General features: G+C 34.3%; 28 protein-coding genes. 8 read left to right on the forward strand and 20 right to left on the reverse strand.

Annotation, left to right across the window (positions count from 1 at the left end):
- Positions 1 to 79: 79 nt before the first annotated feature.
- Together BAQ46_RS10815 and BAQ46_RS10820 are read right to left on the reverse strand one after the other, a co-directional pair.
- The gene (locus tag BAQ46_RS10815) at positions 80 to 1,807 is read right to left on the reverse strand and encodes an ABC transporter substrate-binding protein (RefSeq protein WP_071741912.1); all 1,728 of its coding nucleotides are present in this window, start codon (positions 1,805 to 1,807) and stop codon (positions 80 to 82) included.
- Between the two features lie 242 nt (positions 1,808 to 2,049).
- Entirely contained in the window at positions 2,050 to 3,750 is a 1,701-nt protein-coding gene (locus BAQ46_RS10820; RefSeq protein ID WP_061536079.1) for an ABC transporter substrate-binding protein, read from the reverse strand.
- Between the two features lie 237 nt (positions 3,751 to 3,987).
- Between BAQ46_RS10820 and BAQ46_RS10825 the strand changes: the two genes are divergently transcribed.
- A complete protein-coding gene (locus tag BAQ46_RS10825) occupies positions 3,988 to 4,185 on the forward strand; it encodes a hypothetical protein (protein WP_000369262.1) in 198 nt (65 codons plus the stop codon).
- Between the two features lie 11 nt (positions 4,186 to 4,196).
- On the opposite strand, the gene BAQ46_RS10830 is transcribed toward BAQ46_RS10825, so the two are convergent.
- From BAQ46_RS10830 to BAQ46_RS30330, 7 genes are all read right to left on the reverse strand, one after another.
- A complete protein-coding gene (locus BAQ46_RS10830) occupies positions 4,197 to 5,342 on the reverse strand; it encodes an ABC transporter permease (protein WP_061185326.1) in 1,146 nt (381 codons plus the stop codon).
- A gap of 12 nt (positions 5,343 to 5,354) precedes the next feature.
- Positions 5,355 to 6,551, reverse strand: coding sequence for an ABC transporter permease (locus tag BAQ46_RS10835; RefSeq protein WP_000834534.1), 1,197 nt, complete (start codon positions 6,549 to 6,551; stop codon positions 5,355 to 5,357).
- Between the two features lie 15 nt (positions 6,552 to 6,566).
- The gene (locus BAQ46_RS10840) at positions 6,567 to 7,499 is read right to left on the reverse strand and encodes an ABC transporter ATP-binding protein (RefSeq protein WP_061185325.1); all 933 of its coding nucleotides are present in this window, start codon (positions 7,497 to 7,499) and stop codon (positions 6,567 to 6,569) included.
- 138 nt (positions 7,500 to 7,637) lie between these two features.
- Positions 7,638 to 8,294 carry a response regulator gene (locus tag BAQ46_RS10845; protein WP_000619343.1) on the reverse strand — a complete coding sequence of 219 codons (657 nt, stop codon included), beginning with the start codon at positions 8,292 to 8,294 and terminating at the stop codon, positions 7,638 to 7,640.
- Positions 8,291 to 9,484, reverse strand: coding sequence for a sensor histidine kinase (locus tag BAQ46_RS10850; protein ID WP_071741913.1), 1,194 nt, complete (start codon positions 9,482 to 9,484; stop codon positions 8,291 to 8,293). The genes BAQ46_RS10845 and BAQ46_RS10850 overlap by 4 nt, the downstream gene beginning before the upstream one ends.
- A 152-nt stretch (positions 9,485 to 9,636) precedes the next feature.
- The gene (abc-f, locus tag BAQ46_RS10855; RefSeq protein ID WP_071741914.1) at positions 9,637 to 11,517 is read right to left on the reverse strand and encodes a ribosomal protection-like ABC-F family protein; all 1,881 of its coding nucleotides are present in this window, start codon (positions 11,515 to 11,517) and stop codon (positions 9,637 to 9,639) included.
- A gap of 124 nt (positions 11,518 to 11,641) precedes the next feature.
- The gene (locus BAQ46_RS30330) at positions 11,642 to 11,776 is read right to left on the reverse strand and encodes an RAxF-45 family protein (RefSeq protein ID WP_000830642.1); all 135 of its coding nucleotides are present in this window, start codon (positions 11,774 to 11,776) and stop codon (positions 11,642 to 11,644) included.
- A 419-nt stretch (positions 11,777 to 12,195) separates the two neighbouring features.
- Between BAQ46_RS30330 and BAQ46_RS10865 the strand changes: the two genes are divergently transcribed.
- Positions 12,196 to 12,324 carry a hypothetical protein gene (locus BAQ46_RS10865; RefSeq protein ID WP_061130863.1) on the forward strand — a complete coding sequence of 43 codons (129 nt, stop codon included), beginning with the start codon at positions 12,196 to 12,198 and terminating at the stop codon, positions 12,322 to 12,324.
- Positions 12,325 to 12,458: 134 nt separating this feature from the next.
- Positions 12,459 to 13,253, forward strand: coding sequence for a DUF4931 domain-containing protein (locus BAQ46_RS10870; RefSeq protein WP_061130862.1), 795 nt, complete (start codon positions 12,459 to 12,461; stop codon positions 13,251 to 13,253).
- An 11-nt stretch (positions 13,254 to 13,264) separates the two neighbouring features.
- Here the strand turns inward: BAQ46_RS10870 and BAQ46_RS10875 are convergent, their stop codons facing one another.
- Positions 13,265 to 13,798, reverse strand: coding sequence for a transglycosylase SLT domain-containing protein (locus BAQ46_RS10875; RefSeq protein ID WP_000713259.1), 534 nt, complete (start codon positions 13,796 to 13,798; stop codon positions 13,265 to 13,267).
- Between the two features lie 251 nt (positions 13,799 to 14,049).
- Between BAQ46_RS10875 and BAQ46_RS10880 the strand changes: the two genes are divergently transcribed.
- Positions 14,050 to 15,699, forward strand: a complete 1,650-nt coding sequence (locus BAQ46_RS10880) for a DUF2334 domain-containing protein (protein ID WP_061130861.1) — start codon at positions 14,050 to 14,052, stop codon at positions 15,697 to 15,699.
- Between the two features lie 35 nt (positions 15,700 to 15,734).
- On the opposite strand, the gene BAQ46_RS10885 is transcribed toward BAQ46_RS10880, so the two are convergent.
- The 6 genes from BAQ46_RS10885 to BAQ46_RS10915 all read right to left on the reverse strand — a co-directional run bounded on the left by BAQ46_RS10885 (position 15,735) and on the right by BAQ46_RS10915 (position 21,801).
- Positions 15,735 to 17,240, reverse strand: coding sequence for a DL-endopeptidase inhibitor IseA family protein (locus tag BAQ46_RS10885; RefSeq protein ID WP_071741915.1), 1,506 nt, complete (start codon positions 17,238 to 17,240; stop codon positions 15,735 to 15,737).
- Between the two features lie 127 nt (positions 17,241 to 17,367).
- Positions 17,368 to 18,150 (reverse strand): TatD family hydrolase, encoded by a 783-nt coding sequence (locus BAQ46_RS10890; protein ID WP_000871072.1) that lies wholly within the window; start codon positions 18,148 to 18,150, stop codon positions 17,368 to 17,370.
- Positions 18,151 to 18,894: 744 nt separating this feature from the next.
- Positions 18,895 to 19,251, reverse strand: a complete 357-nt coding sequence (locus tag BAQ46_RS10900; RefSeq protein WP_000728419.1) for a YxeA family protein — start codon at positions 19,249 to 19,251, stop codon at positions 18,895 to 18,897.
- A gap of 139 nt (positions 19,252 to 19,390) precedes the next feature.
- A complete protein-coding gene (locus BAQ46_RS10905; RefSeq protein WP_071741916.1) occupies positions 19,391 to 20,227 on the reverse strand; it encodes a YitT family protein in 837 nt (278 codons plus the stop codon).
- 118 nt (positions 20,228 to 20,345) lie between these two features.
- Positions 20,346 to 20,675 carry a PH domain-containing protein gene (locus tag BAQ46_RS10910; protein ID WP_071741917.1) on the reverse strand — a complete coding sequence of 110 codons (330 nt, stop codon included), beginning with the start codon at positions 20,673 to 20,675 and terminating at the stop codon, positions 20,346 to 20,348.
- A 148-nt stretch (positions 20,676 to 20,823) separates the two neighbouring features.
- Positions 20,824 to 21,801: a LacI family DNA-binding transcriptional regulator gene (locus tag BAQ46_RS10915; RefSeq protein WP_001273914.1), complete on the reverse strand. Its 978-nt coding sequence runs from the start codon at positions 21,799 to 21,801 to the stop codon at positions 20,824 to 20,826.
- Between the two features lie 305 nt (positions 21,802 to 22,106).
- Here BAQ46_RS10915 and BAQ46_RS10925 point away from each other — a divergent pair, with 305 nt between their 5' ends.
- On the forward strand, positions 22,107 to 22,202 hold the full coding sequence (locus BAQ46_RS10925) for a DUF3948 family protein (protein WP_001060001.1): 96 nt from the start codon (positions 22,107 to 22,109) through the stop codon (positions 22,200 to 22,202).
- A 73-nt stretch (positions 22,203 to 22,275) separates the two neighbouring features.
- Here BAQ46_RS10925 and BAQ46_RS10930 read toward each other — a convergent pair whose 3' ends face one another.
- A complete protein-coding gene (locus BAQ46_RS10930; protein WP_000277774.1) occupies positions 22,276 to 22,881 on the reverse strand; it encodes a lysophospholipid acyltransferase family protein in 606 nt (201 codons plus the stop codon).
- A gap of 337 nt (positions 22,882 to 23,218) precedes the next feature.
- On the opposite strand from BAQ46_RS10930, the gene BAQ46_RS10940 reads away from it, so the two are divergent.
- A complete protein-coding gene (locus BAQ46_RS10940; protein ID WP_001060007.1) occupies positions 23,219 to 23,314 on the forward strand; it encodes a DUF3948 family protein in 96 nt (31 codons plus the stop codon).
- Positions 23,315 to 23,374: 60 nt separating this feature from the next.
- On the opposite strand, the gene BAQ46_RS10945 is transcribed toward BAQ46_RS10940, so the two are convergent.
- Together BAQ46_RS10945 and BAQ46_RS10950 are read right to left on the reverse strand one after the other, a co-directional pair.
- Positions 23,375 to 23,515 carry a YrzO family protein gene (locus BAQ46_RS10945; protein ID WP_000894066.1) on the reverse strand — a complete coding sequence of 47 codons (141 nt, stop codon included), beginning with the start codon at positions 23,513 to 23,515 and terminating at the stop codon, positions 23,375 to 23,377.
- 21 nt (positions 23,516 to 23,536) lie between these two features.
- Positions 23,537 to 24,505 (reverse strand): DMT family transporter, encoded by a 969-nt coding sequence (locus BAQ46_RS10950; RefSeq protein ID WP_001225438.1) that lies wholly within the window; start codon positions 24,503 to 24,505, stop codon positions 23,537 to 23,539.
- A 127-nt stretch (positions 24,506 to 24,632) separates the two neighbouring features.
- On the opposite strand from BAQ46_RS10950, the gene BAQ46_RS10955 reads away from it, so the two are divergent.
- The gene (locus BAQ46_RS10955; protein ID WP_071741918.1) at positions 24,633 to 25,499 is read left to right on the forward strand and encodes a LysR family transcriptional regulator; all 867 of its coding nucleotides are present in this window, start codon (positions 24,633 to 24,635) and stop codon (positions 25,497 to 25,499) included.
- 255 nt (positions 25,500 to 25,754) lie between these two features.
- On the forward strand, positions 25,755 to 25,856 hold the full coding sequence (locus tag BAQ46_RS10965) for a DUF3948 family protein (RefSeq protein ID WP_001060016.1): 102 nt from the start codon (positions 25,755 to 25,757) through the stop codon (positions 25,854 to 25,856).
- A gap of 65 nt (positions 25,857 to 25,921) precedes the next feature.
- On the opposite strand, the gene BAQ46_RS10970 is transcribed toward BAQ46_RS10965, so the two are convergent.
- Positions 25,922 to 26,869: a helix-turn-helix transcriptional regulator gene (locus BAQ46_RS10970; protein WP_076868298.1), complete on the reverse strand. Its 948-nt coding sequence runs from the start codon at positions 26,867 to 26,869 to the stop codon at positions 25,922 to 25,924.
- Between the last annotated feature and the right edge of the window lie 55 nt (positions 26,870 to 26,924).

The raw sequence follows: 26,924 nt of genomic DNA on the forward strand, positions 1-26,924 counted from the left end.
AAATAGAAGAACATTTTTTCAAAACAGCTACCATTCCATTGCTGTGTGAAAAAACGTCTTCTATTATTTAGGTCAACCCTTATTGTTCAATAGATAACACTGGTAAGTTGGAACTGATGCTATCGTACTTTTCTGGATCAATTCCTTTTATACGTGCATTATGAGCATAAAGTAGTTTACGATAATTTAATAAAATAACTGGTGGATCATCACTTAACTCTTTATACAGTTCTTTATAAATTGCTTTACGTTTTTCAATATCTGTCGTCCCTATGCCTTTTACAATCAAGTCATCTACTTTCGGATTACTATAACCCGTATCACTTTTTGGATTAGTCGATAAGTAATCACTTACAACTTCACTTGGATCACTAATTCCTGGTGTTGAAACTGCCGCTAAATCGTAGTCACCTTTCCCTACTTTTGAAAGCATCGTATTAAAGTCCATCAACTCTGGATTTAATTCAACACCTATTTCTTTGTAACTTTCTTTTGCAATTGGAATAAAGATATCATTTGTTTTACCTGTATTTGATGCGTAGTATGTTAATTTTAATTTTTGACCATCTTTTTCACGAACCCCGTCAGAACCTACCTTCCAACCAGCCTCATCTAATAATTTTTTAGCCTTTTCTACGTCGTGTGGATATTTATTAATACCTTCTTCTGTATATGCCCATGAAACTGGCGCAATTGGTACGTTAGCAACAGATCCATATCCTTGTAAAGCTGTATCCACATACTTCTTACGGTCTAATCCATAAGTAAGTGCTTGACGTACCTTTTTATCTTTCAAATACGATTTCTTATTATTTACATAGATATAAGCAATATCACTTGATGATTCAAGATTAATGTTTGCAAACTCTAATCCTTTTAATTGGTCTATATTCTCAGGATTTGCTCTAAATCCACTATAGTCCAGTTCACCGGTTTGGAATAATTGGAATCCAGTATCACCTGATGTGATTTTGTAAATAAAGTTTTGGATTTTTGGTTTACCTGCATAATAATGTTCGTTAGCAACAAAGCGTACTTCTTGACCTGGAACATATTTTTCAAATTTATATGGACCCGCCGCAATTGGTTGCCCATATAATGCTTTTAAATAGTCTAAACTTGTATTTTGTTTATAATCTTTTCCATAATAAGCTTTTGATAGCACTGGACCACCTAAATTAATTAGCGCCTGTGAATTAACTTTTTCAGTTGTAATTTTAATTGTTTGTGGATCAATAACTTGAATTCCTTCAATAGAAGTTGCTTTTCCTTCTTTATATTCTTTTCCACCTTTAACAGCATACTGAGCAATGTCCATTCCACCTTCATACGCTTTATCATGAAGTAGTGTTAATGTAAATGCTACGTCCTCAGCCGTTAAAGGCGAACCATCACTAAATTTTAGATTTTTACGTAAATGGAATGTATATGTTAACTGATCAGCAGAAATATCCCATTTTTCTGCAAGGTCCGGAATGGGTTTACTTTGTTTGTCTGTTGTTACTAGTGATGCAAAAATTACAGACGTTACATTTCCATCCCAACCATTCTCTTGGAAATATGGAAGGAAAACTCCCCCTGGCTTAGAAATGGCCGTAATAAAAGTATCCTTTCGCTGATTTGCTTTCTCTGGACTTTTCTTTTTATCTGTAGCTGGAATTGATTCAATCTTAGCGTCTTTTAAGTCTTGTTTTTTTACCGGTTCCGTAGAAGCAGTATCTTCCTGTCCCCCACAAGCAGATAACACAAGCGAACTACTCAGTAATACCGAAAATACACCAACCCATTTTTTTGTCTTTTTCTTCATTGTCCCCACCCTAACTTTTTAATAGTGATACCCTTTGAACTTATTACCTTATGTATGCCTCCCACAGCAACATTTATAGCCAATCGGAAAAGTCGGTTTTAATCGTAAAAAAATAGATGTTTTTGAGGGGTAACAATCCTATTCCGACCTTTCCGGTAGACTTTATGGTTATTAGCTTATATCTTCCGTTATATTTTGTCAATTCTTTCTAAATAAATATTTTTAAAATTTTTCAAAAATTATTATTCTATCTTTAATTTAGGTAAACTTAACAAAATACCGTTATAGTTATCTTCTTGTAATCCTTGAATGCGTGCATGATGTGCAGACACAACTTTACTATTATTTAAGAAGATTACAGGCGGATCTTCACTCAACTCCTGGTACAACTTTTTATAAATTTCTTTTCGTTTTTCAATATCTAATGTTTCTAGTGCCTGCTTCGCTAATTCATCTACTTTCGGATTATGGTACCCATCATAGTTTCGTTTACTTGTTGAAACAAACTCTTCAATCGTTCCACTCGGATCATCAATCATTGGCGTAGATACCATCGCTAAATCATAATCACCTTTTATCACTTTTGAAATCATCGTATTAAAGTCCATATATTCTGGATTAAACTCTACACCAAGCTTTTTATAATCCTCTTTCATCACCGGGATCATTACATCATTTATTTTACTTGCAGAAGAAGCAAAATAACTTACCTTCAATTTTTGGCCATCTTTTTCGCGAATTCCATCTGGACCAGCTTTCCATCCAGCCTCATCCAATAATTTCTTTGCTTTCTCTAAGTTATACTCATATTTATTAATCCCTTCTTCTGTATACGCCCAAGAAACTGGCGTAATCGGTACATTAACGAGTGAAGCATAACCTTGGAAATACGTATCAATAACTTTTTGACGCTCTAATCCGTAAATAAATGCTTGGCGGACACGCTTATCTTTAAAGTATGGTTTCTTATAATTCATTTTAATGTAACCATAAGAGCTTCCCGTATATACATTAATATTGGCAAAACCTAAATCCTTTAACTGTTCAATCGTCTCCGTGTTTGTCGTAAAACCATCATAATCTACTTCCCCGGCTTGAAATTGTTGTAGCTTTGTATCACCTTTTGAAATTTTATAAATAAAGTGCTCAATCTTCGGTTTTCCTTCAAAATAATTTTCATTAGCTACAAATCGAACCTCTTGACCAGGAATATATTTATCTAACTTATAAGCTCCTGCTCCCATCGGTTTTCCATACAACTCTTTTAAATACTCTAGGTGCCCTTGTTTATACTCTTTCCCGTAATAAGCTTTAGATATAACTTCTCCACCGATTAATGATAGTGTTTGAGCATTTACCTTTTCAGTCGTAATCGTAATTGTTTTCGGATCAATGACTTGAATTCCCTCAATAAAGGTTGCCTTTCCTTCTTTATACGCTTGCCCACCCTTTATTGCTGTTTGACTTATATCAGTCGCTCCACTATAAGTTGGATCGTGTAATAGCGTTAATGTAAATGCTACGTCATCTGCAGTTAGTGGTGATCCATCACTAAACTTTAAACCATCTTTCAAATAGAACGTGTATGTAAGCTGATCCTCCGAAATATCCCACTTCTTCGCTAAAATTGGAATTGGTTTTCCTTCCTTATCGAGTCCAACAAGAGGTGCAAAGATAGCTTGCGTTATATTACCATCCCATCCATTCTCCATAAAGTGCGGAAGGAATATCCCTCCAGGACTCGGCATTCCAACTACAAAAGTATCTTTTCTTTCTTTTGCTTTTACGGGACTTTTTGCTTTGTCGCTTGCCTGAATAAATTCATCTTTTACTTTCGGGACGTTCCTGGCCTCGTTTGTACTCGCTTCCTCTTGACCACATCCGGCTAGTAATACTGATACACTCAAAAATGTAGCAATTGCTCCTTTAAAAACATTTTTCATTGCACTATCACCTTTACCTTCCTAATTTTTAACGATGTAGGAACATAGGACTCCTTCCTGCAACTATATTTATTATTCCTATAAAAATAGTATGAATTGATTTCAAGATTATTCCTTTCCTTTAAACATGTCAACCGTTCTTTTTTATTTCGTATTAAAAAATTAAAAATTCACTTCTATTCGTTCCGTATGAAACATAGAATACTAATAACCAATTACCAAAAAGGGGGCGAAAACATGGACAACCTATTCCAATACGTCCTTCACTACGTATTATTAACAATTATGATAGTCGGGGCGCTATTACTATTCCCGTTCTTCCCAAAGTTCGTCCTCTTTTTAGCTTTTTTTATGATGCTCGGGATCGCTATTATCATTTCAACAAGGGAAGATACGACACAAAAAGAAAACAGAGTTCAGCGTGTAAAGCTGTAACTCTGTTTTTTTCAGTCGTAACGTATTCTTGTTAAACTAATTATGAAAAAGACTCCTGCAAATAAAATGAGTATACCAATATATCCTCCTATATCAGCCAATGTACCTCCCCTTACAATTAACTCCGTAAAGCCACGCATCGCCCAAGTTTGCGGAACAAAATTTGCTGCTGTCTGCATCCATGCTGGTTCAATTTCAATTGGCCAATACAGGCCACCAATCATGCATGTTGAAATCACAACGATATTACCTAATGCAGACTGTTGTTCTGTTGTTTTCACGATACTTGCTAATAATAAGGCTAGACCAATGACAGCTAATAATAATACGGAAACGAGTATAATAACCCCTAACAAATTTCCCCACTGCACATTAAATAAGGAATTCGTTAATATCATTAGAACACCAAATTGAATCCATCCTATTAAGAAGAATGAAAGGATATATCCCGTTAGTATTTGAACTTTTGAAACTGGTGCTTCTAATAAACGAGACCAAACACCAAGTTGTCTAGCTTTCAAAATAGTCCCCGTCGCACTTAACATAACAATCATAACGAATAGAATTGAAAATCCCGCTGCTCGCCCTGTAACGTTATTTAACTTTTGATCATCATGTGAAATTGATTCTTTTTGAATCGAAGCAGGTTCTACTTTTGTATAGATTTCTTTATACATAGGTTCCCACGAAGCGTTACTTTTCTTCTCAAAATCTCTCGCTGCACTAACTTCTATCTCCATTTTTTTTAATGCACTTGCCAATACTTGCTCTACAGAAGTTCCACCAGTAAAATCAGCACTAGCTTGAAACTGAATATTTTCTACCCTTCCATCTAACATATTCTTTTGAAAGTCTTTCGGAATAAGAACTATGCCGGATGATTTTTTGTTTTCAATCTTCTGTTTGCCTTCCTTATACGTTACCTTCTCTATAGAAATTAAGTCACTTTTCTGTATGTCCTCGTAATACTTGCTAGATAATACAGAACCATCTTCATCTACTAAGCTAACATTTACTTTCTTATTCCCACTTCCACCTAAAAGTCCGCCGAAAATGAGTGTAAAAATAATAGGCATTCCAAACATAAGTATATAACTTTGTGGTTTTATTAAAATTTGTTTTAACTCTAGCCAACAAAGTGCCCAAACCTTCTTCATCATTTCTCCCTCCTATCTCGTACGTAAACGTAATGTCCCTATCATAACGGAGACAATTCCTGCACCACATAAACTAAAAATAACAGGGAGTAACACATCCCAAGATGTTCCCGACATAATATTTAAAAAGCTTGTAAGTGCCCATTTATTCGGAGCAACATTCGCAATGGTTTGAAGTGTATCAGGGAATACGTAAATTGGTAACATCGATCCTCCTAATATAGCGAGTATTTGAATACCGATTCCTCCCATTACATCTGCCGTTTTTTCCTCACGAATAAAAGCGGCAATTAACATAGATAAACCCGAAACACAAATTGCATAAGACATTCCCACCGCTACTATTTGAGATAAGTCTCCGCCCCATTCCACATGAAACATAAAGTGTGTAGCAACTATAAATATCCCAAATTGTATACAAGCAAATAATAATGTACCTAAAAACTTCCCGAATAAAATTGAAAATGAACTCGTCGGTGTACTGAACAAACGCGCCAACGTCTCAGTTCGTTGCTCTGTTACAACTGACTTTGCACCTACTGTTATGTTATATAGTAAAAACATGACTAACATCGCTGCGGCATAATATTGCATCGCTGCAACTGTTTTTTTACCTATCGTTCCTTTTTCAATGTTATCTGCACCCGAAGTTGCTACTGTTTGTAAATCTCCACTTACTTCTTTTGCAACTTGTTCCACATTACTATGCTGAGAATTTGCTAATTCCGTCACAACACTTTTAGTAGATACCGCAACTGTTTGAACACGCTCTGAAAAAGAGCGGACCATTGATTCAGCGATTTTCGCTTGTATATCTTTTGATGGGTCTATAAACACCTTTGGTTCTTTTAATTTTCCATCTTGTACTTGTTCGCTCCATTTATTCGGGATGACGATTCCCACATCGATTTTCTTTTCCTTTAACATATCTTCAAGCTCTTCCTGAGAATTAACTATCTTTACTTTCACATCATCTTTTAATTCTTTAGATTGCAATACGTCTTTTTGAAAGACATCTGCAAACTCATCATTTCCTACTTGATAATAGCCAATCACTGTTTTGGGTAGTCCACCATTATCAAATATATTACTTAACGCTGAACCTAAAATCGCTGTTAATAAAAGCGGCATAATTAACATCATCATAAATCCGCGCCGATCAATTAAACGTATTTTTAAATCTTTCCATGCAATAATAAAACTTTTCATCTCGCACTAACCTCCTTAATCACGAAGTGAACGTCCTGTTAATTGTAAAAAGAGTGCCTCTAAATTCGGTTCTTGCACTTCAAGCTTTAAAATTTGAGCGTTGTTCTCCACAACTACTGACACAACTGTACCAATGGACTCGCCACCATTTAGCCCAATATCAATCGTACTATTATCTTCATCAAAAATAATTCGTTCAACAACAGATAGTGCTTTCAACTTTTGTAGCAGTTCCGTACTATAACGATTTAATTGCAATCTCACTATAAACCCATCCGCCAGGCGATTACATAGCTCCCTTTTCGTTCCTAATGCAATTACCTTTCCATGATCAACAATTGCAATTCTTTCACATAAATACTCTACTTCTTCCATGTAATGACTCGTATAAATAACTGTCATCCCTTTTTCATTTAACTTTTTAACAGTCTCTAAAATATGGTTTCTCGATTGCGGATCAATCCCAACTGTCGGTTCATCCATAATTAACAACTCTGGCTCATGCATAAGTGCTGCACCAATATTAATACGCCTTTTCATTCCACCTGAAAATGTTTCAATTTTATCTTTTCCACGGTCCTGTAAACCGACGTAAGCTAATACTTCCTCCGCTCGCTCTTTTGCAACTTTTCCATTTAAACCGTACATTTTTCCCCAAAAAACCAAATTTTCCTTCGCTGAAAGTGTTGGATAGAGCGCAATGTCTTGTGGAACAATACCAATTTTCTTTTTCGCCTCTAATGGATATTCTTTTACTGATTTCCCACCAACTTTTATATCACCACTGTCGTATGAAATTAACCCGCAAATCATTGATATCGTCGTTGATTTTCCCGCTCCATTTGGACCAAGCAATCCAAATGTTTCCCCTTTCTTCACCTCAAAAGAAACATTCTTTATGATTTCCTTCTTACCAAATGATTTCGTAATATGATCTATGACTAACATACTGATTCAGCCCCTTTGCATTCATCTACACTTTTATTGTAGAAAAATTCCTTCTTCTCTCCATCATCCTTGAGATAGAAATACAAAATAAAAAAGCAGCAAATTCTGCTGCTTTTTCACACTTATATATGCCAAAAGTCATGTGTACATCGTGATGCCATACCTTACTGCGTATATGGCTGCTTGCGTTCGATCTCTCAGTTCTAACTTACTAATTAAATTAGAAACATGATTCTTAACAGTTCCCTCTGTAATAAATAACTTTTCCGCAATCTCTTTATTATTTAACCCAAGTCCAATTTCCCTTAAAACATCTACTTCTCGCTCAGTTAATTGTGCTAATTGTTCTGGTGTGGTGCACTCTACTGCTACTTTTGTCTTTTTTAATTCTTTTATAATTTGCGCTGTTATATCCTGAGGAAGCACAGCCCCTCCACTATGCACCGTTAAAATTGCTTGAGCGATTGCATCTGTCTCCATGTCCTTCAATAAATAACCACTTGCTCCTTGCTCCAATGCTTCAAAGATAAGCTCACTATCACTAAAAGTCGTCAACATAAGTACCTTTATATGAGGGAACTGTTCTCTAACTAAACGTGTTCCTTCAACACCATTCATACGGGGCATCCGAATATCCATCAAAATAATTTCAGGATGTAACTCTTTCACCTTTTGTATCACTTCGTCTCCATCTGTAGCAGTTCCCACTACTTCAAGTTCCTGACGTAAATTTAATAACATCGCTAAACCATCACGAATGAGTGATTGATCATCAACAATCATAATCCGAATCATACAGTTCCCCCTATTAACCACGTTTTCTCCTGAAGTGAAAATTCAATCTGTAACCGAAAGCCTTTTTCTATCTCACTCTCAAATTGAATAGTTCCACCATGTTCCTCTACTCGTTCTCTCATATTAAGTAAACCAAAACCTGGGCTTACCTCGTTAACTCCCACGCCATTATCCAAAATACATAGTTTAACTTTTTTCGCCGAACAAGTTAAACTCACTTCACATAAACTCGCCTTGCCGTGCCGCTTTGCATTTGTTAAAGACTCTTGCATAACCCGGAGCAGTGTAGGCTGTAGTGACAGCGGAATCACAACCGGATCTCCTTGTAATTGAAACGATACTTGTACTTTCGTCGCTTTAGAATATCCATGTAACATTTCACGCATATTCTCTATTATGTTCCCTAGTTTACCTTCTTCTTTTAAGGCATGTACAGACGCTCTCACCTCTTGAAGTGATTTCCTGGCTAGCCCATGACATGTATGTAAAACCTCTTCCGTAGCGTCCGACTTTTGTTTCCACAAAGCCTCTGCCAGTTGTAATTGGACAAGTAAAGCTGTCATATTATGACCGACAGTATCATGAATTTCTCGGGCAATATCATTTCGCTCTCGAACGGCTGTCAATTCTTCTACCTCTTTGGCATATAGACGTAATTGTTCATGCGCTTCTTTTAGAGCTGTATGAGACAATGTCAATTCCTCATATTGCTCATCTACCATTTTCCGAGCAGCTGTAAGTTTTTTTATTAAACTTCCAGCTAAAGCACTAAAAACGATGAACATAAAATTAATAGCATTACTCTCCAATTCTAAACTACCTGTATGTTGATACGCATGTAATATATTTATAAACCAACAAAGAAAGAAAAAAGTAATAAAAAAGTACATCATACTTCTACGAAATTCATGAATAAATAGCCCTACTGCATCAATTCCAAATATAATTAAATATAAACATGTCTCGGGAAATAAAAAACCTAATAAAGCTGTGACTATCCCATTTGCTAATAGTGTATAAAAAACAAGTTTTTTACCTTCATTCACTTTTACTAGCAAAATATGATTCACAATATAAATAAAAAGTGCTGTACCCACAAAAAATTGCAAATGTGCTGTTTCACGTGAAACATGGTTTGCATAAACAAAACAAATCATGACGATTGTAACAATTCGCGCGTATCCTAACATAAAATTCTCCTCACATTTTAATAACCTAAAGTGCATCTCTTCATTATAATAACAAGAAAATTATACCAATTACTTCTCTTTCCTTACACAAAAAAAAAGCAAGCCCCCCCTCAAAACATGAGAAAACAACTTGCTCTTTCATTCTAATCTCTTTACTCCATGATATTCTCTAACTCATTATATAACTTCGCTCGTAACAACTCTTTCTTCGTTTTTTCTTCATACAATTGTTCAAGCATTTCAACATCAACTACTTGTTCCATCTTACACTCAAGCGTATATATATCTTCTTCAACATGCATTAACTCGGTTTCAATCTCCTCAATATTCCTAACTTCTTTCTTTTTTACAGGGACTGTTTCAATATTTTTTCTTCCTTGGCGTTGCTGCTTTATCACTTGCGTCTCGAGCTTTTCCTCCCACTTTTGACGCGCCCATGCATAGTTCCCTGCAAACTCAAATAATTTACGCTCATCAATCCAATACGTCTTTTCAAATAACTTATTTAAAAAATAACGATCATGTGAAACAGCTAAAATCGTTCCATTATATTGTTCAAGAGCTTCCTCTAAAACTTCTCTTGATTCAATGTCGAGATGATTTGTCGGCTCATCTAAAATTAAAAAATTGATATCTTGATACATAAGTTGGGCAAGTCTTAACCTCATTTTTTCTCCACCGCTCAGTTGCGTTACTTTCTTAAACACCGCTGGACCATAAAATAAAAATTTAGCTAATATATGTCTCGCTTCCCCCTCTGTTACAGCTACACATTCCCTGAAAGCCTCCAATACGTTACTCTTCATATTTCCGTACGCATGCTGGGATAAATAACCGATTTTCACACTACTTCCAATTCGAATTTCTCCAGCGTCTGGTTCTATTTCTTCTAATAATAACTTTAATAGCGTTGTCTTTCCTGTACCATTACGACCAACAATAGCTGCACGCTCTTGAAAACGAACATGTAAGTTTGCTTCGTTAAATAAAAGATGTTCCGCAAACCCTTTACTCACTTCTTTCATTACAACAACATCTTTTCCACTTCTCTCTTGCCCTTCAAACTGAAGTCCCATTTGTTTTCGTTCTAAAATAGGTTTCTTTAGTTTTTCCATACGTTCCAGTGCACGTTCCATGTTTCTTGCTCTCTTATGCAATCCTTCATTTGGAGGATTCGCCTGATTTGCCCATTCACGTAGTCGCTTAATTGCTTCTTTCATTTTCTTTATTTTCTTTTGCTGTTCTTGATAAGCCTGAAACTCCTGAAGCAACCTTTCTTCCTTCTCTTCAACAAACCGAGAATAGTTTGTATGATACACGTGAATCTCTCCATCTTCTAAATCAAAAATCTTCGTTACAACTTCATCAAGGAAATAGCGATCATGTGAAATAACCATAACTGTTCCGTTGTATTCTTTTAAAAATTGCTCTAACCATTCGACTGCAAATAAATCTAAATGATTGGTTGGTTCATCTAATAAAAGTAAATCTGGTTTCTGCAACAGCATGTATGCAAGGCTTACTTTTGTTTGCTCTCCACCACTTATCTCCACAAATGATCGTGGGAATAGTTCTGTCACCTGTAAACCATTTGCTACCTTCATAATGTTCGCTTCGATTTCATAACCACCAAGAAACGCAAACTTTTCTTGGATGATTCCGTATCTTTCCATTAATTTTTGTAAAACAGAAGATTCCTGTTCTTCCGCCATATCTTTTTCTAAAGTACGCATCTCTCTTTCTAATTCCTTTTCTATTTTAAAAGCGGAACTCAATACTTCATATACAGTCATACTCTCATCAAATTTCGGAATTTGTGCCACATGACCAATACGTGTACCTTTCTTCATATGAATGGCCCCTGCATCCAAACTTTCCATTCCAGTTAAAAGCTGAAAGATTGTTGTCTTCCCACTACCGTTACGACCAACTAATCCAACACGTTCACCATTCTTTATTTCAAGCGATATATTTTCAAATATGATGTTTCCACCAAAAGATTTCGTTACATTATTTACACTACAAATTGTCATTTTCCGTACTCCTTTCAATATAAAAAACCATGGGAAAGAAACATTCCCCATGGTTTTCGGTATAGAAAAAGGAAGCTAAATAGCTCCCTTTTCACACGTTTATTAAAAATGGGTGAAGAGATTTCTACCGTTCTATAGCTACTATGCAATTGTTAAAAAAGGACAGACGTATCCCGTTAACAACTACATCATGAAAAATCGCACGACAAAAATAGATAAAATCTAAAAATTTGGCACGTGCAGCTAAAGAACGTTTCATCTCATTCACCTCTTTCGTACGGAATTTAATACTTACTTCTTTATTATACTTTCCCATTTCATGTTTGAATAGTCATTTTTCTGAAAATAATGAAGATAGACTAAACATTTCAATAAGTGACATCAAATCTTACAAAACTGTTATGTTCACGTAATGGAAAGCGATAGTACGAAAAGATGCCTCCCTATACAATAAAGATGTAAACAAGAGAGACAACAAAAGGAGGAAACAATCATGATGAAAGAAATCGTAAAAGCAATCTTTGAGGTATTAGTGAACGGACAAGCAGTTGTAAAAGAACTAAATGAACTATAAAAAGGAGTGAAAGAATATGATGAACATGGTAAAAATGATTTTACACGCTCTAGTTGATGCAAAAGCAGTTAGCCAAGAATTAAACCAACAATAAAAAGGGGTATGTGAATATGAAGAAAGCCATTTTTGTAATCGCAAGTACAGCAATTGCCTTATACACAATAAAAAATAGAGAAAAGAAGCATAATAAAAACGATCTATATTATCCATACACATTATTAAAGAAAAAATAAAAGACAAGGTACCCTATCTTAATGAGGATATCTTGTCTTTTATTTTTTATATTCCCTTTAAAGGATTTTCTTCTCCTTATCCCGAATGTATTAAGCGGGATTTTTACACATATTTTAAAGGGGCATATATACAAATGGATACACAACAACTATACTTTTTAAACGATATTGGCAAACAAAAACCAGAAAGCATCCGGAATAGAAGCGCTGCATGTCCTTTTTGTGACAGAGAAAATTTAACGGATATTTTAGCAATTGAGGGCTCAATTATTTGGCTAAAAAACAAATTTCCTACATTAAAAGATACATTTCAAACGGTGCTAATCGAAACAGATAATTGTGAAGACCATATTGCGACATATACAGAAGAACATATGAAATCGCTAATTCGTTTCTCCATTAAACATTGGTTAGATTTACAGAAGAATGAAGAATTCACATCTGTAATTTTATACAAAAATCATGGTCCATTCTCAGGTGGAAGTTTGCATCATGCACACATGCAGATTATTGGAATGAAATATGTAAACTACCTCGATAACGTAGAACACGACAACTTCCAAGGCGTAATTGTTCAAAAGAACGAACACATTGAACTCAATATCTCAGATCGTCCTATTATCGGTTTTACTGAATTTAATATCATTATTGAAGATATTGGATGCATAGATGAACTAGCAACTTATATTCAGCAAACTGTACGTTACATACTGACAGATTTCCATAAAGGATGTAGTAGTTATAACTTATTCTTCTATTACTTAAACGGAAAAATCATTTGTAAAGTTGTTCCTAGATTTGTCGTTTCACCGTTATATGTAGGATATAAAATACCGCAAGTTTCCACCAAACTAGAAGACGTAAAAATACAACTAGCAGCGTATTTCACAAAACAAAACGACGCGATTATCCACAAAAAAATAGAGTAGGTATCAAAAACCTACTCTTTAATTACACCTTTATTTCGATAGTACACATCTTCTAATCCGATGTTATACTTCATATTATTATCCGTCCACTCTGGCCCTAAATTCCCTGGCCATCCAGATGTATTTGCTATATATTTTAATAATGCAAAATCCGTCAAACCTTTTTGCACCCCGCGCTTATATCCTTTCATTAAATGCGGCATTGCAATTTGCGCATTTGTACGTGGATCTTTCAGCTCGTCATCCGTTAAATGATCCGGTGCAAGTCCACCACCGCGATGCAATTGAAACAATCCGAATGAAGTTCCGTTATCTCCAACACTTCTTGGATTTAATCGACTTTCATGTTCGGCAATTGTAAGAGGTATCCATTCTGGAAGATTGACTTTCTTTGCTTCCTCTATAATAATTTGTTTCATCTGTTTTGCTTCTTCTGAGTCAACATAGCTTGTCTCATTTACTAATTTGCCCATTCCTTCAGACTTTCCTTGGAAGTATAAGTACACTCCAAGAACAACTAAAAATCCTACAAAGAATTTCTTCACTACCTCTACCTCTTTCTCCGCTGAAATTTGTCCCCTTTCAGCCTTCTTCCCTTTACAATTACCCACATTCTATCATTCTCTTACTCTTTTATCATAGCAAATAACTATACATATTATCATCATGCTTTAGACCGATTTTGTGAAAAAACAGCTGGTAAATACGTGAAAAAATGTAACTTTCATAGACTGAAACATATTTTTTGTATATAATTGTAAACTGAATTCTAAATATAAACTAGGAGAATAATAATATGAAAAAATGGTTGCTACTCTTATTTAGTTTACTACTATTAATTCCTGTCCCTATTTCCGCACAAAAAAACGAAAATCCAAAAGTCCTTATTTTATACAGTTCGAGCGATGATCAAATTACAAGTGATACCCAAATACTTAATACACAAGTAGGACATTTTACTAATAACATAACAATAAAAAACATAAAACAGTTAGCTGGAATAACTGATAAATCTTCATATACACATGTTATTTACATAGGTGAAAAACAAGAAGAACTTCCCACTGAAACAAAAGAATTTCTAGAAAATTTCTCAGGACCACTACTCGTTTTAGGTCAAAATATAGAACAATTATCCAAACGTTTTTCATTTATTATACTTAAAAATGAAGATATAAACTCTGATACAATTGAATATCCAACACGTAAACTAAAGAATACATTAGAGGACGAACGATCCATTAAAAACCTTGATACAAATGGAACAATTCTTGCCAATGCTTTAAAAGGAAATACTACTTACCCATTAATTGTACAACAAAATAATTCTTATTATGTTGCAACTTCTAACCTCTTTGATTGGATATCTTATTATATTGGCGAAAGCCTATTTTCTTACTTTGAACAAAAGCCAACGAAAAATAAAGTGGAAGCTTATTTACGTCTTGAAGACGTTCATCCAGCCGCAGATATAAATCAATTAAAAGAAATTGCTGAATTATTAAAAGAGAAAAAGATGCCATACATGATCACTGTTATTCCTGTATATACGGATCCAGAAACAGGTAAAACACTACATTTAAAAGATAAACCCGAACTAGTCGATCTTTTACGCTCTATGCAAGATGATGGTGCAGCAATTATTATGCATGGTTATACTCACCAATTTTATGATAGTGAAACTGGTGAAGGTTTTGAATTTTGGGACGTAAAAACAGACCAACCAATTCGTCAACCGAAGCATGAAAAACCAAAAACAAAAGATGATTTCCCTAATATAGAGGCATATAATACATACGTAAAAAAAGGGGAAGAATTTGAAGAAAAATATACGACTGATCATATTGAAAAAGGCATTCAAGAACTTGTAGATGCCAAACTATATCCGGTCGCATTTGAAGCACCTCATTACACGATGTCTCAAAAAGGATATGAAATATTATCAAGATACTTTTCAACTTATGTAGGACAACTACAGTTAAGTGACACAACTTGGAAATCTATGCACTCTCCGGCATACAGAAGTACACCATCATTTTTACATGGCATGAAATTAATGCCTGAAACAGTTGGATTTATCGAAGAAGATAAACCACACGCTATTGCTAAAATGAAAGCAAATGCTGTATCTGTTGCCAAATTATCCGATGGAGTTATTGGTGCATTCTATCATCCTTACTTAGGTGTAAAACCATTAAAAGAAGTACTAAAGGATCTAGAAAGTATTCCAAATATAGAATGGATTGATTTACAAAAAGAAACAAATGAAGTGAAAATGAAAGATATTCATATCACTACTAATAAAGACGGCATTCACGTTGAAAAACCAACAAGCGCAAGTGACATAATAGATTATATAAAACAATATGGATTCTTCCTTATACTCGGTTTCCTCGTCATTGTCTTTCTCTTATTATTAAGACGTGCGAAAAAATTAGAATCCTAATACAAAACCACCAAGCAAAATGCTTGGTGGTTTTTTTAACTTAAACCAAAACGTGGCATATTATTAATAACCCATTGATTATGTTCATAAATAAATTCAACTTCTACTGTTTCCGTTACATTATCATAGTCATTATACATTTCAACCTGCGCTTTTATTTTCCCATCCTTTAACTCAGCAGAAATAATTTTTGTAAATTTAGTTGCTGCTTTTGACCCTGGATCTCCAATAGCATAGTGCATTTTTCCATTTAACTCTTTAATATATTTACTCTTCATATACTCTGCTATAAATGATTTTGAGAAGTACGTAGATAGCGTAGTCTCTAAATTATCTTTCTTATTATAAATAGGGTTCACTAATTCCCCGTATGAAAAATCCCCTACTCGTTTTGGGTTTCCTGTTAGTGCAGCCATTTGAACATTAGTCAGTTCCTTCTGTGCATTCCATACTTTCTGTAACATAACGTTATCTGCTAGCTTCTTATCTTTTACTTCATTTGATTTCTTTGTATCCAAATTCATGATAGTTCCATTATCCGTATAGAGATACATATCTCCTGCTACAAAATATAAATAGGATTTAGTTGGTTCAAACGCTTTATTATAAATTACTTTTTCATTTCCACCATTTATTTTCTTCTTATATACTCCATCCTTTTTTAAATAATAAAAAGTATCCCCTTTCACATTCATCTGCAAGGCATCCTTTACCAATAACTTTTCATTATTTTGTTGAACGTCTATTTCATATATGCCATGCTCAGCTTCATTTGTTTCAAAAGGTAACGAAAAGTCGACAACAGCATATAATTTTTCATTATTATACGTAGCACTAGATATTGTTGCATAATTTTCTTTTGACCAAGTTTTATTATCCTTTGTCATTTGTGTTCCACGATTTTTATTCCAATGTAGAATACTATCATCTATCGTTCGAGACCAACCAGAATTTTTAAATACCGCTTCTTCTTCCTGTCCCGTCTTCAAATTGATTTTTGCGATCCCTACAATATCAAAACCACCATGCTCAGAATATTTTTTCGGATAAAATAAAGTTTGATCTTTTATATAAACATAATTTGTATCCGCTTTTAACGTATCTAACTTTTTATTAGATATATCATACTTCATTAGAGAAGATACTCCCGCGTTCTTCTCTTCATCCGTATGAATAAAATATAAAGCTTTGTTTTTTATATTTATGTAAGAAGCATTTACACCTTCCACTACACGTTCCGAAGTCTGAAACTGATCTTTCGTACGATAAATGCCTCCTGTATTTTTATCACCATTTACAGAATAGTAAATCCAACCTTTACTCTCTGCCATCTTTCCTTGGTTAGAGATGTTTCCAACCAAATTCCCGTTTTTCTCATTTTCTTTCATCTGTTTTTCAACTACTGGATCAATTTGTACTTCTTTATTTTCTTGTGTGGCATTTGAATTTATAGTCTTTTTTTCTGTTTCACAACCAAACGCTACAAGTGAAAGTGCACCAACCATAATTGTAATAGCTATTTTTTTATATGCTTTCCCCATTTTCTCCCCTACTTTCTTCATCAAATTAAATACATCACAAATTATAGAAAATATTAGAAAAAATATCCATAAAAAAGAGATAAGAGAAACTCTCCTATCCCTTCAAATAAAGTGAAATCTTAATCATTCAGGGTCTTAATTTCTGGAAAATAGCGGGGTAAAATTGAATCGTATTTTCATATATCGTTTCTGCAACCTTATCAACAGCTACGTTTTTTATAACACTAATTTCCTTTAATACCTCTCGAATCATTCTCGGATGTGTCATAACACCCTCTTGAAATTCCCACGGTCCATCTGTTTCTACCATCATATATTCAAGAGGATAATACGAAACAATTTTTCTAATCTTCTCCTTATGTAAAACATCTGGCGTGATAGAAATGTAATAACCATTCCTCATCATCCGTTTCATTGTTGTTTCACTTCCTTTAAACCAATGAAAGTGTGCACGTGAAACTTTATATTTCTCCAGTAAATCACATACAATATCAGCGTCTTCATACACTGCATGTAATATAATTGGTAAATCATATTTACTAGCTAGTTCAACAAACCGTTGTAACACTGATATATACGAATTGATAGCAATGCGCTCATCTTCTTTTCTTAAATAATACGGTAAGCCAACTTCACCAATCGCAACTATATCATCTACATGCTCTTCAATTAATTTATAAATTTGCTCACATTCTTCTTTATGAATCGGTTGCTCCGGATGAAAACCTATTGCTGGATGTACAAAAGGATATAGTTTTGCTAAAGATAAAGTTTCTTTACATGATTGATAATTCATAGATACTGCAATAAGCCCCTTTATCTCTTTACTATGTTCCACATCTTTAAGTAATTTACTTTTCTCTTCATCCTTATATTGGTCAACATGTATATGACTATCAATCCACTTCACCTTTATTCCCCCATAAAAAAAACAAGAAAGGATCTCCCTTCTTGTTTTGTCATCTATATTATTTAACAATTAAGTTTGTTATGATATCAAATAACCCAATACATACTACGGCAACAGTAAAGTAGCTACAGAAATCTTTAATTGGAAACTTCACTACTTCTTCTTTACGCATCCCATTCTTCTCCCTTCTTACTATATCCCTAATTATTTTTATCTATTTGTATCTATTATGCAAAAAATATGACAAATTTACTATCGAATTAACTTACGTAAACCTTACAATGTTGTAAGGTTTATAAAAAGGGCCTCATCTCCATACAGATGAGGCTATTAAAAAGTAGTTGGTTTTTCATTCTTCATTCATATTACAAACAGAAAGTAATACAGTGAGACTTTCTAATTACACTATATAAAATTCACTATCTTTTAACCATCGAATTACATTACAGAAGACTTACATGTTTGTAAGCTATGTGTAATGTAATTCGATAGTTTCCCTAACCTACATCTCGTACAATAAAGTTAGCAAGTAAGCCAAATAAGAAGAACACTCACATAACCAAATTACATTGCTAGTAGCTACTCTTCTTATACCTTTCACTCATGCTACTACAATGTACCCCCTTCCCCTTTATATATTAAAAAAAGCCTTAGTCCATATGGACTAAGGCTTTTTCACATACACTAAAATACCCCTACCTAGTATTTTTATTTTCGACAAAAAATAGGTGGGGGTATAATTTGCTATCTCATCGCTAAAAGTTTACTCTTTGCATTAATAGGAATATTTACAGCTTCAATTTCTTCAATTGACTCGCCGTAGCGTCCTTTTGCGTACACTTTTAATGTTTCATCTCTCTTTAACATATGCTTAACAGTCTTCTTTATTTTTTGTTCTCTTCCACGTTCGTCAAATGCAATAAATTCATATTCATACCACTCATCGCCAATATGCTGACCAATTGTATTCACAACCGTATAGTATTCTTTCGTCTTATAAAATGGATTATATTTATCGATAACCGGTCCAAGTTTCGTAGGTAGTAACATTATTACTATGACTATCATCGCTATTATAGTAGTGATCATTTTTTTCTTCATAATAAACATTCCTCCTCTGCAGGATATATATACATCCATTTTAAAAAGAAGGAATACAATCTACTATTGAATCTCATTACATTACACTTACATTTTTGTAAGAATTAAAAAAAGGTGAACGAATTTACTCGTTCACCTTTTAGCTCGCTTTAAAGCCCCCACCAAGTACATCACGTACATCATGGATAACGACGAAAGCATCGTCATCTACTCGACTAATAACTTGCTTTAACTTAACAAGCTCTTGTTTATTAATAACAACATATAAAACTTCTTTATTTTTACCAGTATATCCGCCGCGCCCTTCTAATACAGTAACGCCGCGTGTCATGTTTTTCGTAATAGCCTCACGTATTAACTCTGGTTGATTTGAAATAATTGTAACAGCCGTTTTTGTGTCCATTCCTTCTACAATGAAATCAATTACTTTCGCTCCGATGAATACTGCAACAAGTGTGTACATCGCTTTTTCTTGCCCTATTATAAATACGGAACCAGCAATTACAACGATATCAATAATAAGTACACCTTTACCGACGCTCCAACCTAAATATTGATTTGCTAACCGTGCTAAAATTGCCGATCCCCCTGATGTACCTCCAGCTTTGAACATACAGCCTAATCCGATACCGACAAATACACCAGCAAATAGTGCCGCTAATAACGTATCACTATTTACATGATACTCAATATGTTCCGTAACATATAAAAACAAAGATGTTTCTACAATCCCTAAAATTGTATAAACCATCGTTTTCTTATCAAAAAATTTATAACCAACAGCTAGTAAAATTGCATTTAGAGCAAAATTCACAATCCCCGGCGACCAATCAAATAAATAGTACGTAACAACCGTTAAACCAATAATTCCACCCTCTGATAGACGGTTTGGAATTGCAAAGTAATTAATACCAATTGCGAATAATAATGAACCAATTGTAATTAGTGTTATTTCCTTTATACGTTGATTAACCATAGTTCATACCCTCCCCCCATTTGACATTGTATCACTATCTCCTAGAGGTTTAGAAGTTGTTTTTATTCAGCATTTTTCCTCATAAAGACCAGGATATTATGTTTAAACAGAGGGGTGATTAATTATTCACATTTGCTCTAACTATACGGACAAATTGCTCCACATTCCCCTTCTGAATATACTTAGCTCGGATGGTTTCATGATTACAAATAAATTCGAAATACAGGCGAAAAACTATGCTATCTATATGCAAATATGAGTACTCTTTAAATGTTGAAGGATAGTATGGAAATTTTCCGTAAAACAGGAGACGTCTAGTAGTCGCAACAAAAATCCCATGTTGATAACATAACGTGAAATGATCCTTCTCAAAAACCCCCACCACAAAGGCTAAAACATTTTCGTCATTCCCTAAAAACTTTTTTATACTTAATAAAAGTTCATTCATGCATTTCCCTCCAAATACTATTTTTGAAAAGAATCCATGGATTGTTACAAACCGGTTTAACCCCTTTATAAAGTATGAAACGCGTTTCCTGTCAAAGGTATTTCAAAAAAGTAATCCGTTATGCACTTATACACATAACGGATTAAAACTACACTGTAGATCGCTCCACAAGTTCATATGGAATTTCCACCTTTTCTTGTTTAGAACTTTCAGCATTTGTTTGCCGATAAAACATTTCAAAGGCTTTTTTACCTATTTCCTTTAAATTTTGATCAATAGTTGTAAGTTGTAACACTTGCGAGATAGGTTGATTATCAAAGCCAATAATCGCTAAATCCTCAGGAACTTGAATACCTAATTTTTCAGCTTCTGTCATAACCCCAATCGCAACTTCATCTCCTGCTACTATTAATGCTTCAGGAAGATGCTGCATCTCCTTTAATTTATGAGCCACTCTCACACCATCTTCTAACGTAAAACATTCTGTGAAAATCCATTCTTCATTCACTTCTTCATCTATAGATTGCAATTGACGCTTATACACATCAAAACGCTTTTGACTACTCGGTCCTAGCTTTCTCCCCGTGCAATAACCAATTTTTTTATAACCTTTTTCAATAAGGTGATTCATTCCTAGCTGGAAAGCTGCCGAATGATTTGTATATACACTTGAGATATTTGAAATATCATTGTCTTCACAAGCAATGATTGTGCCGTATGAAGCATACGGTTCTATCATTTCCCAATCATTTGCACGTGAACAAATAATAAGGCCATCTAATTGTTTCGTTTTTAACATATGTAAACTTTTCATTTCTTCTTTTTTATTATAGTTTGTTTGGCAAAGTAGCACCCTGTAGTTATGAGTTAACGCTCCCTCCATCATTCCCCCTACCATTGCATCGAAGCTCGGGTGATTAATGTAAGGGAGAATTACACCAACAATATTCGTCTTTCCTTTTGATAAATGAACAGCATTTGCGTTTTGTGAGTAATTCAACTTCTCAACTATCTCTATAACCGCTTTCCTTTTTTCTTCACTTACATACGGATGATCATTCAATACTCTCGAAACAGTCGTAACTGAAACTCCCGCCATCTTTGCAATATCTTTAATATTAGCCATACATTCACCTCTACTTTTAAATTAATAAATTCCATGAACATATGTCAAACCTTCTCATCATTACACCTTCATTCATTTTTCTTACAAAAGTGTAATTTCCCTGTAAGCTAATTCGATAGTTACTCTCTGCTATTTTTCATACAATTAAGTCAGAAACAGGGCAACCATTATTTGAAAAGGAGCGGATTTATATGATGAACAAAATGAAATCAAACAATTTTTTAAATACAATGAGCATGGTATTTTCCGCTCTTATCGATGCAAAAGCTGTTGCTTCTACATTAAACAAGTAAGGAGAATATATTATGAATAACATCACTTTTAACAAATTAGATTTTTTAGGACTGGCTAGTGGCTCGATTCTTCTTACTGCTTTTATTTACGCCACTACACTTGTATAAATTTTGTGTCCCCTTTCCCCTTTATTATAAATAGTAATAGAAAAGACGACCGTCTATGCCCGGTCGTCTTTTCTTACTTTTGATTTGATTCCAAAGCTTCCTTTAGCTCCTCAAACTTCTCATTTAATTGGTCTGTCATCATTTTCATAGCTGTTTTCCGATCTATTTGTTCTTCAGCATCAATTTGAATCGGATCTCCAAAAATCAATTGTGCCTTTTTCCCCTTTATTAATTCTTTTACACTTGATGGACCAACATAAGCTGCTGGTATTAATGGAACGTTAGAACGCATCGCAATTGTCACAGCACCAGCTTTTAACGAAACATCTTCTGTCGATCTCGTTCCACTTGGGAAAATCCCTACCACTTTTCCTTCTTTTAATAAGCGGGATGGAATTTTAAGTGTACTCGGTCCTGGATTTGCACGATCTACAGGGAATGCATTTACATTTTTAAAGAACCAATTTTTGAATTTCCCTTCAAATAATTCTTTTTTGGCCATGTAATGAATCTCTGTTGGGTACATCCCTGTAGCTAACATTAATACATCCATAAAACTTGTATGTGTACACGCAACAACATACGGGCCACCTTCTGGTAGCTTTTCTCTTCCTTGCACTTCTACTTTCCCAGCTGTTTTAAATATATATTTCAACAAAAATGTAATTGGTTTATACATTGGTTTCGTTCCTTTCTGAACATCCGAAGTATAGTCATTTTCTCACCTCAATTATAACACTAAGTTATAGGAGTTGGTAATAAAAATGAGTATTAATTGTTAAATTTCAATTCTTACAAAAGTGTAATTTTCTTGTAAGCTAATTCGATAGTTACTTCTTGCGATATTTCATACAATTAAGTCAGAAACAGGGCAACCATTATTCGAAAAGGAGCGGATCAATATGATGAACAAGCTGAAAACGAACAATCTTTTAAATACAATGGGCATGGTATTTTCCGCTCTTATCGATGCAAAAGCTGTTGCTTCTACATTAAATAAGTAAGGAGAATGCATCATGAATAACATTACTTTTAACAAATTAGATTTTTTAGGATTAGCTAGCGGCTCTCTTCTTCTTACTGCTTTTATTTACGCTGCTACGCTTGTATAACTTTGTGTCCCCTTTCCCCTTTATATAGAAAAAGACGACCGTCTATGCCCGGTCGTCTTTTTAAATGTTTCTTTCTTTTAACTCTTTTAAAAGCTCTATCATTTCAGCTTGTTGTTTTATCTTCTTACGACCATTTCGATTAATTGCTGCAAGCTCACAAGCAACTCCGACGGCAAAGAAAAACAATAAACTTTCTAACATGTAAAATCCTCCAATTGCCTATTAAACAGCTTGACGTAATTGCTCTTCTTCTAAAATTCTCTTGTTGATATTTTCTTCTTTCCTCTGACAAACATTATTACGAATAAGTGCAGCAATAACAAGTAAAGTCCCTACAATATCAAACATTGTTATTTGATATCCTTGCATCATCATAATAACTAAGGTTGTAATTGGTACAAAATTAATAAATAAAATCCCATTAATGGACGATAAAATTTTCACGCCGTAATTCCAAGCTAGTAACGCTACTATCCCTGGTAATGTCATCATAAATAATAAATCGTATTTCACAATAAAAATCGTTCCCATACTCGGAACTGAAACATATCCAAACGCCGTTATAATTATCGTTATAATTCCTGTAACAGTCGTACCGAATACACACGTCAACGTAGAATAACGTAATGTTGACCAATCGCTACACGTTTGACCACCCATCGTATAAATAACCCAGCCCACAACTCCAACAAATATACATGCTAGCGAAAACATGTTATCTTTCAATGTTAAAAAGAAACTCATATCACCTTTTGTAATAACAAATACAGCCCCTATAAAAGCGATAATCATGCTCGTTATCATATATTTTTTCGGTTTTACATGCTTATATCCCCATAAAATACAAATAGAAATCATCGGCATAAGTGCTTCCATAATGGAAGCTACCATCACACCTGATTTTCCCATTAACATTTGACCTAAAAATACAAGTACATTATATACAGTAAACGCCATCGTTCCAAAAAAGACGAGTAACTTTCCTCTTCCCTCTAAACGAAATGCCCGTTTTCCTTCTTTCATTAACAACAATACAATTAGCATTATCGCCACCGCTCCATAGCGAATAAGCGAAAAATAAAATGGATCTATGTATTCTAACGCATGATCAGCAACTGGAAACATTGCTCCCCATGACATACTTGCAATTAAACACGCTAAAGCGCCTATTATCATTTGACCTTTTCTCACCGCAATCCCCCACTTCTTTCTATTTGCACAAAGAGAATTGTAAAAGAAAAAATATATCACGTAAAATGATTCAAAATGATGTTAACTATCATTTATAATGATAGTTAACATCAAGGAGGATCGTATTATGGAATTAAGAGATTTACAAATCTTCCAGAGCGTTGCTGACCAAGGTAGTGTAAGTAGCGCAGCAAAGGAATTAAATTACGTACAATCAAATGTAACAACGCGTATTAAACAACTGGAGAACGAGCTGAAAACACCGCTCTTTTATCGTCATAAACGAGGCATGACTTTAACAGCTGAAGGAAGAAAAATGCTCGTTTATGTTAATAAAATTTTGCAAGATGTTGAGGAGCTAAAACAAGTATTTTTAGATAGCGAAACACCCTCTGGCATATTAAAAATCGGTACTGTCGAAACAGTAAGTACATTACCTACCATTTTATCTTCTTACTACAAAAGCTATCCGAACGTCGATTTATCATTACAAGCAGGTTTAACAGAAGAATTAATTAGAGAAGTACTCGATCATCAATTAGACGGTGCTTTTATATCAGGGCCAATAAAACATCCCCTTATTGAGCAATACGATGTTAGTACAGAGAAATTAATGCTTGTAACACAAAATAAAGCTTTTCATATAGAAGAATTTACAACAACGCCTTTACTCGTTTTTAACCAAGGATGTGGATACCGTTCCAAACTAGAACGATGGCTGAAAGATGAAGGTTTGCTACCAAAAAGAATTATGGAATTTAATATATTAGAGACTATATTAAACAGTGTTGCACTCGGCCTTGGAATTACGCTCGTACCACAGTCTGCTGTCCACCACCTTTCTAAAGCAGGGAAAGTACATTGTCATGCAATCCCTGAAAAATACGGCAGTATTTCAACGGTTTTCATACGCCGCAAGGATAGCTATATGACAAATTCAATGCGTAGCTTTTTAAAAACAATCGAAGAGCACCGCCACATTAATATGCTTTAAAAGACATTCTTACACGAATGTCTTTTTTTCTTACAAAAGTGTAAGTCTTCCGTAAGCTAATTCGATAGTTGCAGGCGATCATATTTCCTATAATTAAGATATAAAGCAGGGCAACAACAATTCGAAAAGGAGCGGATACGCATGATGAACAAAATGAAATCAAACAAATTTTTAAATACAATGGGCATAGTGCTATCCGCACTTGTCGATGCAAAAGCCGTTGCAACTACATTAAACAAATAAGGAGAGATTATAATGAACAACATTACATTTAACAAATCAGACTTTATCGGACTTGCAAGTGGAGCGACTCTTCTTACAGCTTTCATTTACACACTTGCTAAAGGTCTTGTTTAACACTTTGTTTCCCCAAACCCCTTTATATATAGAAAAAGCTGCTCGTCTTATAGACAAGCAGCTTTTTATTTTGTTTCATATATAGTTTGACCTGTTTTCGCCATATCGTATCCGCCAATCGCTTTTAATTCATTATGAAATTCTTCCGATTGCAGAATGTCTTTCACAACTTCGATTAGCTCTTCATTTTCTTTATTCTTCAAAATTACTAAATCATACTGTTCTTTCATAATTGGAATAAAGTCTACGTTTACAATTTGTGAAAACTTTTCTGATCCTACTCCCACATCAGCTTTGCCATTCGCGACTTGCGTGGCAACACCAAGATGATTCGACTCTTCCCATTCATATCCACTAATATTCTCTTTATTTAACTTTTGAATGCGCAATTGTTCATCCACTAGTACCCTAATACCAGAACCTTTTTCTCGATTTACAAATCGTATAGATGAATGAGATAAATCAGCCCATGTTTTTATATTTTTTGGATTTCCCTTTTGCACATAAAACCCAACGTTCCTTGCTAATAAATTAATCAGCGTACATGGTTGTCCTACTAAAATACGTTTTACGTAAGGAACATTATATGTACCCGTTTCGCCATCAAACAAATGCAAGCTAACGATACTTCCTTCTCCTTGATACATTTTTACTAGGCTCGTTAAACTACCTTGATATGCCCTTAATATATTTGAACTTGGCAGGCGATTTTCTATACGTTTTGCCAACATGTCTAACGTTAGTTCTTGTCCACTAATAATACATGTATTCGAGATACTATTACTGTCATTCTTTACAGAAGTAACTTGTACGTTACCTGTTTTCATTTGCTTAATATATTGTTCTAAATCTGCTGCATCAATGCGCATCTGTCTACCAATTCTATAAGAAGGCAGTTCTCCTTTTTTAATTAAATCGTATACAGTTAATTTTGATACTTTTAATCGCTTCGCTACTTCTTCCGTTGTGTAGGAATGATGATCCATAGACGATTCCTCACTTTCTTTCTTCATTGTAACAAAGAAAAGAATATTTCTCCTATATTTTAAAAATAACTACATCGTTCAA

The sequence above is a fragment of the Bacillus paranthracis genome (assembly GCF_001883995.1).
GTDB lineage: Bacteria > Bacillota > Bacilli > Bacillales > Bacillaceae_G > Bacillus_A > Bacillus_A paranthracis.

What these genes read in the sequence shown, in the direction of transcription:
- BAQ46_RS10915 (WP_001273914.1), bottom strand. Translation starts at nt 21,801, where the DNA reads ATGGCTAATATTAAAGATATTGCAAAGATGGCGGGAGTTTCAGTTACG.
- abc-f (WP_071741914.1), bottom strand. Translation starts at nt 11,517, where the DNA reads ATGACAATTTGTAGTGTAAATAATGTAACGAAATCTTTTGGTGGAAAC.
- BAQ46_RS10925 (WP_001060001.1), top strand. Translation starts at nt 22,107, where the DNA reads ATGAATAACATCACTTTTAACAAATTAGATTTTTTAGGACTGGCTAGT.
- BAQ46_RS10910 (WP_071741917.1), bottom strand. Translation starts at nt 20,675, where the DNA reads ATGAATGAACTTTTATTAAGTATAAAAAAGTTTTTAGGGAATGACGAA.
- BAQ46_RS10845 (WP_000619343.1), bottom strand. Translation starts at nt 8,294, where the DNA reads ATGATTCGGATTATGATTGTTGATGATCAATCACTCATTCGTGATGGT.
- BAQ46_RS10930 (WP_000277774.1), bottom strand. Translation starts at nt 22,881, where the DNA reads ATGTATAAACCAATTACATTTTTGTTGAAATATATATTTAAAACAGCT.
- BAQ46_RS10830 (WP_061185326.1), bottom strand. Translation starts at nt 5,342, where the DNA reads ATGAAGAAGGTTTGGGCACTTTGTTGGCTAGAGTTAAAACAAATTTTA.
- BAQ46_RS10825 (WP_000369262.1), top strand. Translation starts at nt 3,988, where the DNA reads ATGGACAACCTATTCCAATACGTCCTTCACTACGTATTATTAACAATT.
- BAQ46_RS10940 (WP_001060007.1), top strand. Translation starts at nt 23,219, where the DNA reads ATGAATAACATTACTTTTAACAAATTAGATTTTTTAGGATTAGCTAGC.
- BAQ46_RS10905 (WP_071741916.1), bottom strand. Translation starts at nt 20,227, where the DNA reads ATGGTTAATCAACGTATAAAGGAAATAACACTAATTACAATTGGTTCA.
- BAQ46_RS10965 (WP_001060016.1), top strand. Translation starts at nt 25,755, where the DNA reads ATGAACAACATTACATTTAACAAATCAGACTTTATCGGACTTGCAAGT.
- BAQ46_RS10850 (WP_071741913.1), bottom strand. Translation starts at nt 9,484, where the DNA reads ATGTTAGGATACGCGCGAATTGTTACAATCGTCATGATTTGTTTTGTT.
- BAQ46_RS10820 (WP_061536079.1), bottom strand. Translation starts at nt 3,750, where the DNA reads ATGAAAAATGTTTTTAAAGGAGCAATTGCTACATTTTTGAGTGTATCA.
- BAQ46_RS10885 (WP_071741915.1), bottom strand. Translation starts at nt 17,240, where the DNA reads ATGGGGAAAGCATATAAAAAAATAGCTATTACAATTATGGTTGGTGCA.
- BAQ46_RS10870 (WP_061130862.1), top strand. Translation starts at nt 12,459, where the DNA reads ATGGATACACAACAACTATACTTTTTAAACGATATTGGCAAACAAAAA.
- BAQ46_RS10900 (WP_000728419.1), bottom strand. Translation starts at nt 19,251, where the DNA reads ATGAAGAAAAAAATGATCACTACTATAATAGCGATGATAGTCATAGTA.
- BAQ46_RS10955 (WP_071741918.1), top strand. Translation starts at nt 24,633, where the DNA reads ATGGAATTAAGAGATTTACAAATCTTCCAGAGCGTTGCTGACCAAGGT.
- BAQ46_RS10815 (WP_071741912.1), bottom strand. Translation starts at nt 1,807, where the DNA reads ATGAAGAAAAAGACAAAAAAATGGGTTGGTGTATTTTCGGTATTACTG.
- BAQ46_RS10880 (WP_061130861.1), top strand. Translation starts at nt 14,050, where the DNA reads ATGAAAAAATGGTTGCTACTCTTATTTAGTTTACTACTATTAATTCCT.
- BAQ46_RS10945 (WP_000894066.1), bottom strand. Translation starts at nt 23,515, where the DNA reads ATGTTAGAAAGTTTATTGTTTTTCTTTGCCGTCGGAGTTGCTTGTGAG.
- BAQ46_RS10970 (WP_076868298.1), bottom strand. Translation starts at nt 26,869, where the DNA reads ATGAAGAAAGAAAGTGAGGAATCGTCTATGGATCATCATTCCTACACA.
- BAQ46_RS30330 (WP_000830642.1), bottom strand. Translation starts at nt 11,776, where the DNA reads ATGAAACGTTCTTTAGCTGCACGTGCCAAATTTTTAGATTTTATCTAT.
- BAQ46_RS10835 (WP_000834534.1), bottom strand. Translation starts at nt 6,551, where the DNA reads ATGAAAAGTTTTATTATTGCATGGAAAGATTTAAAAATACGTTTAATT.
- BAQ46_RS10840 (WP_061185325.1), bottom strand. Translation starts at nt 7,499, where the DNA reads ATGTTAGTCATAGATCATATTACGAAATCATTTGGTAAGAAGGAAATC.